This window comes from Dactylosporangium sp. NPDC005555, assembly GCF_040605635.1.
Taxonomy (GTDB): Bacteria; Actinomycetota; Actinomycetes; order Mycobacteriales; family Micromonosporaceae; genus Dactylosporangium.
Genome location: NZ_JBEXDG010000117.1, coordinates 1 through 12,809, shown reverse-complemented (window position 1 = coordinate 12,809; position 12,809 = coordinate 1). Strand labels below are relative to the sequence as shown.

General features: G+C 69.7%; 12 protein-coding genes and 1 pseudogene. 8 read left to right on the top strand and 5 right to left on the bottom strand.

The window, feature by feature from the left end; translation table 11 throughout:
- Positions 1–3,762 (top strand): NAD-glutamate dehydrogenase (locus ABZS58_RS50200; RefSeq protein WP_354791841.1); only part of this gene is annotated, 3,762 nt, incomplete at its 5' end.
- A gap of 122 nt (positions 3,763–3,884) precedes the next feature.
- Here ABZS58_RS50200 and ABZS58_RS50195 read toward each other — a convergent pair.
- Positions 3,885–4,040 carry a hypothetical protein gene (locus ABZS58_RS50195; RefSeq protein WP_354791840.1) on the bottom strand — a complete coding sequence of 52 codons (156 nt, stop codon included), beginning with the start codon at positions 4,038–4,040 and terminating at the stop codon, positions 3,885–3,887.
- A 39-nt stretch (positions 4,041–4,079) separates the two neighbouring features.
- A complete protein-coding gene (locus ABZS58_RS50190; RefSeq protein WP_354791839.1) occupies positions 4,080–5,333 on the bottom strand; it encodes an MFS transporter in 1,254 nt (417 codons plus the stop codon).
- Between the two features lie 183 nt (positions 5,334–5,516).
- On the opposite strand from ABZS58_RS50190, the gene ABZS58_RS50185 reads away from it, so the two are divergent.
- Complete coding sequence (locus tag ABZS58_RS50185) at positions 5,517–6,866, top strand: cellulose binding domain-containing protein (RefSeq protein WP_354791837.1); 1,350 nt, start codon at positions 5,517–5,519, stop codon at positions 6,864–6,866.
- A 100-nt stretch (positions 6,867–6,966) separates the two neighbouring features.
- Positions 6,967–7,107, top strand: a complete 141-nt coding sequence (locus ABZS58_RS50180) for a hypothetical protein (protein WP_354791835.1) — start codon at positions 6,967–6,969, stop codon at positions 7,105–7,107.
- A 411-nt stretch (positions 7,108–7,518) separates the two neighbouring features.
- Here the strand turns inward: ABZS58_RS50180 and ABZS58_RS50175 are convergent, their stop codons facing one another.
- The gene (locus ABZS58_RS50175; RefSeq protein ID WP_354791833.1) at positions 7,519–8,613 is read right to left on the bottom strand and encodes a CapA family protein; all 1,095 of its coding nucleotides are present in this window, start codon (positions 8,611–8,613) and stop codon (positions 7,519–7,521) included.
- A 153-nt stretch (positions 8,614–8,766) separates the two neighbouring features.
- Positions 8,767–8,895 (bottom strand): hypothetical protein, encoded by a 129-nt coding sequence (locus ABZS58_RS50170; protein WP_354791832.1) that lies wholly within the window; start codon positions 8,893–8,895, stop codon positions 8,767–8,769.
- 114 nt (positions 8,896–9,009) lie between these two features.
- On the opposite strand from ABZS58_RS50170, the gene ABZS58_RS50165 reads away from it, so the two are divergent.
- The 3 genes from ABZS58_RS50165 (at position 9,010) to ABZS58_RS50155 (ending at position 11,194) form a co-directional block, all read left to right on the top strand.
- Positions 9,010–9,663, top strand: coding sequence for a CBS domain-containing protein (locus ABZS58_RS50165; RefSeq protein WP_354791830.1), 654 nt, complete (start codon positions 9,010–9,012; stop codon positions 9,661–9,663).
- A gap of 204 nt (positions 9,664–9,867) precedes the next feature.
- Entirely contained in the window at positions 9,868–10,449 is a 582-nt protein-coding gene (locus ABZS58_RS50160) for a cyclase family protein (protein WP_354791829.1), read from the top strand.
- Positions 10,450–10,669: 220 nt separating this feature from the next.
- Positions 10,670–11,194: a DUF3592 domain-containing protein gene (locus ABZS58_RS50155; protein ID WP_354791827.1), complete on the top strand. Its 525-nt coding sequence runs from the start codon at positions 10,670–10,672 to the stop codon at positions 11,192–11,194.
- A 75-nt stretch (positions 11,195–11,269) separates the two neighbouring features.
- Here ABZS58_RS50155 and ABZS58_RS50150 read toward each other — a convergent pair.
- Positions 11,270–11,377: pseudogene (locus ABZS58_RS50150) on the bottom strand (IS6 family transposase); the annotation flags it as partial.
- Here ABZS58_RS50150 and ABZS58_RS50145 point away from each other — a divergent pair.
- Together ABZS58_RS50145 and ABZS58_RS50140 are read left to right on the top strand one after the other, a co-directional pair.
- Entirely contained in the window at positions 11,327–11,527 is a 201-nt protein-coding gene (locus tag ABZS58_RS50145) for a hypothetical protein (protein WP_354791842.1), read from the top strand. The pseudogene ABZS58_RS50150 and the gene ABZS58_RS50145 overlap by 51 nt on opposite strands.
- A 35-nt stretch (positions 11,528–11,562) precedes the next feature.
- Positions 11,563–12,609 carry a hypothetical protein gene (locus ABZS58_RS50140; protein ID WP_354791826.1) on the top strand — a complete coding sequence of 349 codons (1,047 nt, stop codon included), beginning with the start codon at positions 11,563–11,565 and terminating at the stop codon, positions 12,607–12,609.
- Positions 12,610–12,809 lie beyond the last annotated feature (200 nt).

Here is a 12,809-nt window from a genome sequence, read left to right as displayed (position 1 = left end):
TCGGGGCTGTCCCCGCGCAGCCACTCCGGCAAGGACCTGATGGAGACCCTCGAGACCTATCCGCGCGACGAGCTGTTCCAGATCACCACCGACGAACTCTTCCGGGCCGTCATGGGCGTCCTGCGCCTGGCCGGGCGTCGGCAGCTGCACCTGTTCCTGCGCCGCGACGCCTACGGCCGCTTCATCTCCTGCCTGGTCTACCTGCCCCGGGACCGCTTCACCACCGCCAACCGGCTGCGCATCCAGCAGATCCTGCTCGCCGAGCTCAACGGCATCGGCGTCGACTACACCACCCGGGTCAGCGAGTCCAAGTTCGCCCGGGTGCACTTCATCGTGCGCACCGAGCCCGGCGACCCACCCGGCGACATCAACGTCGCTCGTCTCACCGAGCGGCTCTCCGACGCGACCCGGCTGTGGGACGACGACTTCCGGCTGGTGCTGGAGCGCAAGCTCGAGGACGAGCACCGGGCCAAGCTGCTCTACCAGCGGTACGGCGGCGCGCTGTCGGACACGTACAAAAACGACCACACGCCGAATGAGGCGGTGCAGGACGTCGCCAAGCTGGAGCTGCTCGACGAGCCCGGCCAGCTCGTGATACTCGTCTACCGGCGCCGCCAGGCCGAGAGCGACATCCGGTTCAAGGTGCTCCGCTACGGCAAGCCGATGATCCTCTCCGCCGTGCTGCCGGTGCTGCACTCGCTCGGCGTGCGGGTCACCGACGAGCGGCCCGACGAGATCGTCCGCTCCGACGGCACCATCTACCTCTACGACTTCGGGCTGCAACTGCCGCCCGACGCGCGGACGATCACCGAGGTGCGCCCCCACCTGGAGAACGCGTTCTCCGCCACCTGGCACGGTGAGGCCGAGGTCGACGGGTTCAACGCCCTGGCGCTGAAGGCCGGCCTCACCTGGCGCGAGGTCGTCGTCCTGCGGGCCTACGCGAAGTACCTGCGCCAGGCCGGCACCGTGTTCTCGCAGGACTACATGGAGACCACGCTCCTGCAGTACCCGGCGATCGCCTCGAAGCTCGTGGACCTGTTCACGGCCCGCTTCGACCTGCGGCTACGGTTGTCCGAGACGGCGCGGTCGGAGTGGTCGAAGGAGATGGTCGCGGCGATCGACGAGGACCTCGAAACGGTGACCAGTCTCGACCAGGACCGCATCCTGCGTTCCTTCCTGCACGTCATCCAGGCCACCCTGCGCACCTCGTTCTTCCAGCGCGGCGAGGAGGGGCGCCCGAAGTCGTACACGGCCTTCAAGCTCGACCCGCAGTCGATCCCCGACCTGCCGGCGCCGCGGCCGAAGTTCGAGATCTTCGTCTACTCGCCGCGGTTCGAGGGTGTGCACCTGCGCTTCGGCGCGGTGGCGCGGGGTGGACTGCGCTGGTCCGATCGGCGTGAGGACTTCCGGACCGAGATCCTCGGCCTGGTCAAGGCGCAGGTGGTGAAAAACGCGGTCATCGTGCCGACCGGCGCCAAGGGCGGCTTCGTCCTCAAGGAGAAGCCGGGCGACCGTGACGAGGCCGTCGAGTGCTACCGGCTGTTCATCTCTGCCCTGCTCGACGTCACCGACAACCTCGACGGCGGCAAGGTGGTCGCGCCGCCCGACGTGGTGCGCCACGACCCCGACGACCCTTACCTGGTGGTCGCCGCGGACAAGGGCACCGCGGCGTTCTCGGACATCGCCAACGAGATCTCGCTGCAGTACGGGTTCTGGCTCGGTGACGCGTTCGCGTCCGGCGGCTCGGCGGGCTACGACCACAAGAACATGGGCATCACGGCCAGGGGCGCCTGGGAGTCGGTCAAGCGGCACTTCCGCGAGCTCGGCGTCGACACCCAGACGACCGGGTTCACGGTGGTCGGGGTCGGTGACATGTCCGGCGACGTGTTCGGCAACGGGATGCTGCTCTCGCGGCACATCCGGCTCGTGGCCGCGTTCGACCACCGGCACATCTTCATCGATCCGGACCCCGACGCCGCGACGTCGTTCGAGGAGCGGGCCCGGCTCTTCGCGCTGCCCCGGTCCTCGTGGGACGACTACGACAGGTCGCTGATCTCCACCGGCGGCGGCGTCCACCCGCGGACGGCGAAGTCGATCCCGATCTCCCCGGAGGCGAGGGACGCGCTCGGCATCCCGGCGGCGGACACCGCACTGACGCCCAACGAGCTGATGCACGCGATCCTGTCGGCCCCGGTCGACCTGTTCTGGAACGGCGGCATCGGCACCTACGTCAAGGCCACCACCGAGTCGCACGCCGACGCCGGCGACAAGGCCAACGACCACATCCGGGTCAACGGCCGGGAGCTGCGCGCCAAGGTCGTCGGCGAGGGCGGCAACCTCGGCTTCACCCAGCGCGGCCGGATCGAGTTCGCGCTCGCGCCCGGCGGCGGCCGCATCGCGACCGACTTCATCGACAACTCGGCCGGCGTCGACTGCTCCGACCACGAGGTCAACATCAAGATCCTGCTCGACCGCGCGGTCGTCGACGGCGCGCTCGACCCGAAGGACCGCAACGCGCTGCTCGCCGAGATGACCGACGAGGTCGGCGAGCTGGTCCTGAAGGACAACTACAACCAGGCCATCGCGCTGGGCAACGCCCGCGCCCAGTCCCGGTCGCTGCTGCCGGTGCACAAGCGGCTCATCGCCGACCTGGAGCGCCGCGGCCAGCTCGACCGAGCCCTGGAAGGGCTGCCGACCGACGAGGAGCTCGACGCGCGGGCCGAGGCCGGCGTCGGGCTGACGCCGCCGGAGTTCGCCGTCCTGCTGTCCTACGTGAAAATCGTCCTGGAGCACGAGATCCTCGACTCCGGACTACCGGACGAGGAGTGGACCAACGAGGTCCTCGTGGAGTATTTCCCGACCCCGCTGCGGGAGCGTTTCGTGGAGGCGATGGCCGAGCACCCGCTGCGCCGCGAGATCATCACCACGCAGGTGGTCAACGAGGCCGTCAACGGCAGCGACCCGTCGTTCTTCCACCGCACCGCCGAGGAGACCGGGGCCGGCGCAGCCGACATCCTCCGGGCATCCGTGGTGACCCGGGACGTGTACGGGCTGGGCGAGCTCCTCCGCGCCGTCGAGTCCCTCGACAACAAGGTCCCGACGGAGGCGCAGACGGCCGTCAACCTGGAGACCCGCCGGCTGCTCGACCGGGCGGTCCGCTGGCTGGTCTCCAACCGGCGCCTGCCGATCGACGTCCCCGGCGAGATCGCCCGCCTGCGCCCCGGCATCTCGCGCCTGCTGCCACAGCTGGAGACGCTGTTCCGCGGCCAGGAGCGCGAGGCGCTGTACACCAAGTCGGCCACGCTGCGCGGGCTGGGCCTGCCGGCAGAGATCGCCGACACGACGACCCGGATCATGTACGGCTTCGGTCTCCTCGACATCGTCGAGGTCGCCTCGCAGACCGGCTGGGACGTCAACGAGGTCGCCACGGTCTACTACGTGCTGTCGGAGCGCTTCCGGGTCGACGACCTGCTGTCGAAGATCTCCAACCTGCCGCGCGAGGACCGCTGGCAGACCCTGGCCCGCATGGCGCTGCGCTACGACCTGTACGCCGCGCTGGCCGCCCTGACGGCGGAGGTCCTCAACGCGACGGCCCCCGACGACGCCGAGGCCCGCGTCCACGAGTGGGAGCAGAGCAACGCCACATTGATCGCCCGCACCCGCAACGCCATCGGCGAGTTCGGCGAGTCCCCGGGCGACCTGGCCGCCATCTCGGTGCTGCTCCGCCAGATCAGAACGCTGGTCCGCACCTCCGCCGCCTGAACGGCAGAGCAGGCCTGAACGGCGGCGCCGTAGCACAGGAGGAGACCGCAGGTCCGAGACGCCCTGCAAGCCGGTTGACCGATCAGCGCTTCGTCCAGACCGGCGTTGCGGCGGCAGTCCGGTCATACCAGGTCCAGCACCCGAGGCGAGTCGCCGGTGACCGCCTCCAGGGCGTCGATCATCGCGGCGATGCGGTGCTCCCGGTCCGGCATGAACGCGGCCTGCTGCAGGTCCCAGCTTTCCTGCCACGCACCGGGGTCGGCGATGTAAGGAGTCATACCATCTACGCTAGTTACCGATGGGATCGAGGACCAGCATTACCCGGCGACGGTGGTCAGGGTCCGGTCCGGCTCCGCCGGCGCGTGCATCCGCCGGTCCACGGCGAACACCAGCGCCGCGGCGGACGTCGCCGCGGCCGCGAGCACCAGCCAGAACGGGACGGGCGTGCTGATCAGGTACACCGCGACCGGCGGCCCGACCGTGTTGCCGACCTGGAACGTCGCCCACGCGGCGCCGGTGGCCCGGCCCAGGGTGCCGGGCGGTGCCAGCCGCTCCACGAGCGTGTAGAACGCCGGGCTGTAGGCGCACTCGCCGAGCGCGAACGTGACCATCATGACGACGAGCAGCGCGACCCTGGCCCCGCCGCTCACGGCGCCCGCGGCGTAGCCGACCAGCCACGCACCGGCCCACGCGAGGCTCATCGCGATCAGCGCACGCGTCTTGTGCACCCGCTCCATCCAGCGGGACACCGGCAGCTGCCCGACCAGCACGACGAACGTGCCGACGGCGTACAGGGCGCCGACCAGCGTCGTGGAGCCGCCCAGGTCGGTGCGCACGGCGAGCGGCACGCCGCTCTCCAGTTGCGCCATCCCGAACGTCACCAGCAGCAGCTGCGCGACCAGCAGCAGCACGTAGCTGCGCCCGGGCCGGAACCGCGCCAGGGTCCTGCGCTGGGACCCGACCGCGTCGGCGTCCCGCGGCAGGGGGACGAAGACTGCGATCACCACGGCGTACAGCGCGCAGCTGACGCCGTCTGCGGCGAACAACCACCGGTAGGTGGCGTCGGTCGCGGCACCCAGCAGCAGGCCGCCGAGCCCGCCGCCGACGCCCAGGCCGACGTTGAGCAGCAGGTACCGCATCGACATCGCGCGGACCTTGGCCTCCTCGCTGCCGCTGAGCCTGGCGATGATCGGGATCACGGCCGGCAGGAACAGTCCGGTGCCGACGCCGATGACGAGCAGCGCCACCAGCTGGGCCGCGTAACCGCGCCCGGCCGCCAGCAGCAGCCACCCCGCCGTCTGCACCAGCAGCGCACCGACCGCGACCGCCCTGGGCGAGCGCCGGTCGACGAGCGCACCGCCGTACACCGACATCGGCACCGCGGCGCCGGCGAGCACGAGCAGCAGCACCGCCGTCTCCCCGGCCGGCAGCCCCTGGAACTGGTGCAGGTAGATCGCCAGGAAGGGGTAGCAGAGCCCGGTGCCGACGGCCGACAGCCCGTACCCGCCGACGAACCACCACGCGGGGCGGCTCAGCCGCCGGTCCGCGCGGCCGGGTCGAACCTTGCCCATGCCAGCTCCTTCGCTGCTTGTCAGCCGGTGCCCCGGACGTTGCGCTTACCGAAACCCCCATCCGAACCTGGTGAGGCCGGTGTGGGGGGTCGGAGGTGGAAGTTTCGCGGTGAGCCGCTGGTCGGCGCCGCACCGGACCGCCCGTGATTGACCCACGGGCGACCCGGCCCGATCGTCCCGGACATGACCACACACGCACGTGGTGTCTTGTGGGGCCGGCTGGCCGTCCCGGCGATCGCCGCGGCCGGAGCCGCCCTCGTCGTGCTGGCCCTGCAGCCCTTGGCCCAGGCCACGGTGCCGGAGCCGTCGGCGCCGGTGACCGGCAACGCGACGTACTTCGACGGGCTCGGCTCGCCCTACGGCGGCTGCGGCATGCCGCAGGCGGAGCTGGAGACGCAGAACTTCGTCGCACTCAACGTCTTCGACACCCCCGGCGACAGCACGTTCTACCCGCGGCCACTGCCGGCCGCGCAGGCCGACAAGATGGGGATCTGGAACAACGGCCACAACTGCGGCCGCTGGGTGCGGGTGAGGATCGGCGACTACTGCGCCGGCGTGAACGACGGCGCGCTCGGCCAGCCGTTCTGCCGCAACGGTTCTTGGACGACCGACACGTACAACGACGGCACCCTCGACATGCTCGTCGCGGACAGCTGCGGCGACTCCAACGCGTGGTGCCGCGACGACAAGTACCACCTGGATCTGTCGAAGGACTCACTGAACCGGTTCGTGAAGAACGGCACGGTGATGAGCGACCTGTACCCGTCGCACTGGAACAACCGGCACGTCTCCTGGCAGTTCATCTCCGCGCCGGCCTACAGCGGCGACATCCGCATCGGCTTCCTGTCCGGCGCGCAGCGCTGGTGGCCGGCGATCGCCGTGTCGCGGCTGCCCAACGGCATCCACGGCGTGGAGTACTTCGTCGACGGCGCCTGGAAGTCCGCGACGATGAACAGCGACATGGGCCAGTCGTACATCATCGGCGGCACCACGTCCGGCGGCACCGACTTCCGCATCCGGGTCCGCGACGCCGCCGACGCGCTGCTGTCCGGCGGCCGCGAGTACTCGTTCTCGCTGCCGGCGGCGTGCTCCTCGCAGTGCGGCGCGGCGTACACCGCCACGACGTACACCACCAACGGCGGCACCTCGTCGTCCCCGTCGGCCTCCGCCTCGGTCTCTCCCTCCGCCTCCAGGTCGCCGTCGGCGTCCCCCTCCCCCAGCCGTTCGTCGGCGGGTGGCTGCACCGCCACGGTGACGACGACGAACTCGTGGGGCGGCGGCTACCAGGCCGATGTGACCGTGCGTAACACCGGCACGGCCCCGTCGACCGGCTGGACGATCAGGTTCTCCTTCGCGGGAACGCAGACCGTCGCGCAATCCTGGAGCGCCACCGTCACCCAGTCCGGATCGCAGGTAACGGCTGCCAACGTCTCCTACAACGGGGCGATACCCGCGGGCGGCAGCACCAGCTTCGGCTTCATCGCCAACGGCACCAGCCAACCCGTGACCGGCGTCAACTGCACCCTGACCTGACCGTGTTCCTGCCGAGACATCCGTCCGTGCTGGTCGTGCCCGGGCCGGCGCCGACAGCCACGAGCTCCTGGTGATGATCCAGTTCGCGTCATGTGAACGCGTGGACAAGATACAGGTCACCGAGGAGTCGCAGCGGGTCCTACTCACCGTGTTCGTGGCGTCGGACCGGTGCCGCGGCGAGCGGCCCGCCGACCACGAGATCCGGATCCGCGACGACCTTGTCGGCATGCGGGGCTCGTAAATTCGGTACAGCGGCTTTGGCGTGCGGGTTTGCCCGTGGCTCGACTGCTGGCGGCTGCGACGATCCGGGCTATGAGCGTCTCGCTGGTGTACCTGCTCCTGCGTCAGGTTCTGCGGCTGTTGACCCAGCTCGCGTCCAATCCGGAACCCACCTGATCGAGCGTGGCCCTGAACGCCGGATGTCCGTCAGCCGGCCAGCCGTCCGCGCAACAAATGCTTGGCCTGCTCAGCGCCCTTGCGGCTCTCGGCTTGTGCCCGGCGGAAGAAGTCCGCGAGGGCCGTCGCGCTCAGCGTCGCCGATGTTCCGGTGGATACAGCGATTCACGCCGCTGCTGGCTGACGCCGATCGACATCGAACGGGTGCCGCCGGTCGCGCTGGTCGTGGGGGTGATGCCGGGGCGTGGCGGTGCGATCATTGCCGGCGCAGCGCGAGCATGCCATGTGCAGTCGCGTCGATCCGTACGCCGAACCCGCCGCTGACCGAGTCAAGGACTTCCCGCAGCCACTCAGCGTTTCCGGGTGAGGCGCGGTGCAGCCGCATGCGTCTGGTGTGCATGGGCACCATTCGCAGGCCGGTCAGCGCGCCCGTGGACTCAACGGACACCAGGTACATCAGCCGCAGGTCGGCGCGGTACCCCTCGTAGCCGCCGATGCCTTCGTAGTCGTTGATGAGGTCGCCGCAGCCGTACAGGATGAGCCGGTCCCGGTAGACCTCGATCGGCCGGGGATGATGCGAGGAGTGCCCGTGCACGATGTCGACGACGCCGTCGATGAGTGCGTGCGCGAAGCGGATCTGCTCGTCCGGGATGTCATAGCCCCAGTTGGATCCCCAGTGGACAGAGGCGACCACGATGTCACCGGGGCGTCTGTGTCGCCGTATCCGGCTGGTGATCTGCGCGGCGATGTCCTCGGAGAGTTCGGGCACGAAGTCGACGCCCGCGCGGTCGTCGGTTGCGACCCACCACGGTGGAATGCCGCTGGATGCCATCCCGAACGAGAACACCAGAACACGGCCGCCATGGCTGACGGCGACGGCCGCGGGTTGCCTTGCCTGCTTCGCGTTCAGCCCGGCGCCGGCCACCTGCAGCCCTGCGTCGGCCAGCGCCTCGAGTGTCTCTTCGAGGCCGTGCTGGCCGAGGTCCAGCACGTGGTTGTTGGCCAGAACACACACGTCCGGTCGGGAAGCCATCAGGCAGGGAAGGTTGGCAGGGCTCATCCGGTAATGCACGGCCTTGTTGGGTGCGAACTGGTCGTTTCGGGTGACGCTCGTCTCCAGGTTCACAATGCGGGCATCGGGCGCTGAATCGGCGAGCACTCCCAGCACGTCGCCCCACGGCCAGGAGAAGCCGGCGGAACGGGGAATCGGGCCGTTCGCCGCCTCCGCCAGGGCGACGTAGTCGCGCGCGTCGTCCATGTATCGCTCCCGCAGTGCCGGGTCACCGGGGTGCGGCAGGATCTGGTCGATCCCGCGACCCAGCATCACGTCGCCGCTCAGGAACAACGTCAACAGGCCATCCCGTCGGGAGCCCATATCAGACCTACCGGATCACCAGAGGTGCAGCGGCGCGGGGTCCTGACCCGACGGCTGCGGGTGACAGGTCTTCATGTCGGCGAGGAAGTACCCCCGCTCATGAGAAATACACCAACACGCCGACCGGACCTACCGGTGCTCGAGCCGGGACGTCGGCGGCGGGTTCGCGGTGACCGTCGGCGTGCCGTTCGACGACTCGAAGTGGTTCCACGGCAGGGAGAGCTGAGCCCGGCCTTCGGCGCGAGCCCGGTCCCACATCCTGATCCTGGCCGCACTGCCGCCTGACGTCGTAGCGTTGCAGGCGAGAGGCCCACTCCACTGGCTCCCGCTTTGGCTACATCGCAGAGGTGGCTGTATAGGAAAGGAGGGGTGATGACGACGTTCGACAGGGCAAGGGCGTCCGCCAAGCGTGGCGTGGCGCGCGGCCGGGAGCGAATCGAATTCATACGGGCACAGCGGCGGCACACCGAGCTGCTACGGGAGCTTGGTGAGGCGTACTACGCCGAGCACTCCGGAACGGCAACGCATGAGGCCGTGGCCGGCAAGCTTGCCGCCTTGGACACCCACGCGGAGGAGCTACGCAAATTGTCGGCTCGACCGGGCCTGACCCGGCGGGCAAGGGACATCATGCACCCGGGCACCGAGTGCGTCGGCGAGCACGACAGCATCGCGACCGCCGCGCAGAAAATGCGCGACCTCGGTGTCGGTTCGCTGCCGATCTGCGGCGCGGACGACCGGCTGCACGGCATCATCACCGACCGCGACATCGCCGTGAGGTGCATCGCGGAAGGCGGCGACCCCCGCGAAGTGACGGCGCGTGATCTCGCCCAGGAGAGGTTGTTCTGGGTCGAAGCCACGGCCGACGTCAGCGAGGTGCTGTCTGTGATGGAAAACCACCAGGTCAAGCGGTTGCCGGTGATCGAGAACCACCGCCTGGTCGGCATCATCAGCGAGTCGGACCTGGCCCGCAACCTCGACGATCACCGGCTCGCCGAGTTCGTCGAGCGGGTCTACGCGACGTCGTAGCCGCGAAGGAGCCCACCCGCGGCCGGGGCGTGTTGGTCGTCGACCGGTCCGGTGGTGGCCGGGCCACGCCCTGGCCCGGCCACGAACCGCGGACAAGCAGTGCCGGAAGCCTCCAGGTCGTGCGCAGCACGACAGCTGAGTCCCCGCGACATTCCGCTGTCTTGCCGGAGCCCTGACGTCGCTACTCTGCGTAAACTCGGAATCGTGATCGTGGACCTGTCGCACAAGATCGCCGCCGGAATACTCACCCGCTCGTTCGAGATCGAGTCGCTGGGCCTGCTCGGCAATACCGGCACCTACCTCGACGCGCCGTACCACTACCACGCCGACCAGGCCGACCTCGCACACCTGCCACTCGAACGGCTGGTCAACGTATCGATCACGATTGTGCGCGCCTTCGGCCGGACCTCAGTGACCGCAGCCGACCTCGGCAACCCCGACCGGTTGTGGGGACGCGCTGTCCTGGTGCACACCGGCTGGGCCCATCACTGGGCCACATCCCGCTACCTCGACCTGGACTGCCCGCACCTGGCCGCTGACGCCGTCGACAAACTCGTTGACGCCAACGCCGCGCTCGTCGGCATCGACTCGCTCAACATCGACGACCCGGCCGACCCGGAACGGCCCGCCCACCAGCGGCTGCTCGGCGCCGACATCCCGATCATCGAACACCTGACCAACCTCGAATCAGTACCCGATACCGGGGCCTGCCTGACCGCCCTCCCTGCGCCGGTACGCGCGATGGCGTCGTTCCCCGTGCGTGCCGTCGCGGTCTACAACGGCTAGGGTGTGGGGTTTCCGCCCGGGCGGAGCGATGCGCTACACCACGCTGCGGCGCAGTCAGGCGGGCTGTCTTGGTCGTTCGCGTCGCGGTTCGGTTCGAGTAGTCGCTGTACGACGCTGCTGTACGCCTGCGCTGCGACAGGGCGGGACGCGCCGTGTGCTGTGGCCGGCTCGCGAGTGATCGCAACGTCTGCAACGTGCGGACGGCGCACATAATGATCGCATGTCAGGGAAGCGAGAGCGGCAACGACGGTTGCCGTCGGGCGACCAGGCAAAGGGGCCGGCCCGACCGTCAATGCGCCATCCCACGCTGCCCGGCCGAAGCCGCCCACGGCATAGCGCGCCGTACGCCAACACGAAAGGGTGGGCCGGCGTCGCCTGCGCCACCGTCGCCGGGGTGGTGTTCGTGTTCATCGCGCTCCAGATGTACTACGACCATCGGATCTTGCAGGAACGTGGACTGGTCGCAACGGGCGACGTCGTGGCGGTGTCTTACGGCAAGAGCGGTACTCACGCAACGGTTCGGTTCACCACCGCCGACGGAAAGACCGTCCAGGCCGACGTGTCCAACCCGGGCGATGAAACCGAGGTCAAGGTGGGCGCGCAAATGCCAATCCGGTACGACCCGAAGGACCCGACCGGCCGGGTGGGAGACGCGAACGGCGGTGCGGGCCCATTTTGGTCGGTGGGTCTCGGCGGAGTCGTACTCCTGGTCGCCGCCACCTATGGCGCCACCCGCGTCGCGTAAGTAACGGCGAGCGACAGCCTCCTCGTCGCGGCCTGGCTGGGTGGCCAGCCTCGGACGGCGGCGGCACCCTCACCGCCAGACGCCGTTGACCTTCACATAGGTCTCGTCGGTGAACCACCTGTCACCGGGTGCGTGCCGACAGAACCGGGCCGCGTCGGCCAGCAGCGGGGTGAAGAGGCGTTCGTGATCGGTGCCGGCGGCTGGGTGTTCTGGTACGACGGCCCGCTCGGCGTCCCGCTCGCCTGGCTGTCGTTCCTCGGTGGCCGGGGCATCGACGCCCTGATCCGATACTCCAGCCGGCCGCCACGCGCCGGGCAACTGGCGATGCGCTGAACCTATACAGTCCTTCCGGACCCGGGGGGATACACATGAGCAAACGGCACTGGATGGCTGGCGTGGCGGTGGCGGTGCTGCTCACCGCGGGCTGCGACAGCGATGCGGGGGATTCCGCAGCGGTACCGTCGGCGAAGGCCGCACAGCGGGCCGTCCCGACGGACGGGCGACCGCCGGCCGGATTGTTGGCGGTCGTCGCCGACGCGCGGCGGGAGCACCGGGTGCTGGTTGTCATCGACCCGGCCACCGGCAAGCGGATCTGGTCGCAGGCCGAGGCGGACGACGAGGACACCGGCCTCGATCCCGCCGAGCCGATGACGCCCGCGGTCCGGGCCAAGGACTGGTACACGCCCCGCTGGGGGTACGGCAGGTATCACAGCAAGGACTGGGACCTCACGGCCGCCATGGGGGACGGTGTCGTGACGGTCAAGGCCCGACGCGGGGGCCACTGGGAGGACGAGACCAGCTGGAAGGTGCCGGACCTGCCGGAGAACTGGTACATCGTGGGGTGGTTCGACCACGGCACCGGCCGCGTGGTCGCGAACGCTGTCCCGCGCGACGTCGACGACAACTCCGAACTGTGGTATTCGGCCGATCCGGCCAGGCCCGGCGAGCAGCCGCGCCGCGAGACGACAGCGCTCGGCGACCCGCACCAGCTGGGGGAGGCGACCACGAAGGACGGCGTCGTCGTCCAGTGGGCGATCTCGCCCGACGCCCGGCTCGCCGACGGCGGCATCGGCGGCGGTGACTACCCGCCGTACGAGTGCGGTGCCCGCCCCGGCGCCACGACCGTCTGGTGCGTCGCCGATTTCGCCGACAAGCGGCCCGTGCACGGCGCGGTGGTCGCGGTGACCGTCGATCCCGCCAAGAACACCGCCACGCTGCGTCCCGTCCTGGCCGAGCCGCCGCTCGGCGGACTGATCGGCGCGTTCGCCTCGCCCGACGGCGGCAAGCTGCTGCTGTGGACGGGCAACGGCTGGCTCACCGCGCCCGCCGACGGTTCCGCGAAGCCTGTCCCGGCGTTCACCGAGGTGGACGGCATCACGCCGACGACCTTCCTGTGGCCGCTCGCCTGGATCTGACCGTCAGGTGAAGTCGCCCGCGGACATGCCTTCCTAATGTCCGGGCGGCCATTGTACGAACTCGATCCGTTACCCGTCCGGGTCGGTGAGCCATGACGTGTCCATGCCGTTTCCACTGAGTGCTGTTTGGCGCTCATGTGGTTGTCCTGTCTTGCGACGGGACGGTCCCGGTCTTGCCCGCAGGGTGTGCTGCGGTGCCG

Bases quoted from the DNA above. Each gene is read 5' to 3' on its own strand.
- ABZS58_RS50185 (WP_354791837.1), top strand. From the start codon at position 5,517: ATGACCACACACGCACGTGGTGTCTTGTGGGGCCGGCTGGCCGTCCCG.
- ABZS58_RS50165 (WP_354791830.1), top strand. From the start codon at position 9,010: ATGACGACGTTCGACAGGGCAAGGGCGTCCGCCAAGCGTGGCGTGGCG.
- ABZS58_RS50140 (WP_354791826.1), top strand. From the start codon at position 11,563: ATGAGCAAACGGCACTGGATGGCTGGCGTGGCGGTGGCGGTGCTGCTC.
- ABZS58_RS50190 (WP_354791839.1), bottom strand. From the start codon at position 5,333: ATGGGCAAGGTTCGACCCGGCCGCGCGGACCGGCGGCTGAGCCGCCCC.
- ABZS58_RS50195 (WP_354791840.1), bottom strand. From the start codon at position 4,040: ATGACTCCTTACATCGCCGACCCCGGTGCGTGGCAGGAAAGCTGGGAC.
- ABZS58_RS50170 (WP_354791832.1), bottom strand. From the start codon at position 8,895: ATGTGGGACCGGGCTCGCGCCGAAGGCCGGGCTCAGCTCTCCCTGCCG.
- ABZS58_RS50155 (WP_354791827.1), top strand. From the start codon at position 10,670: ATGTCAGGGAAGCGAGAGCGGCAACGACGGTTGCCGTCGGGCGACCAG.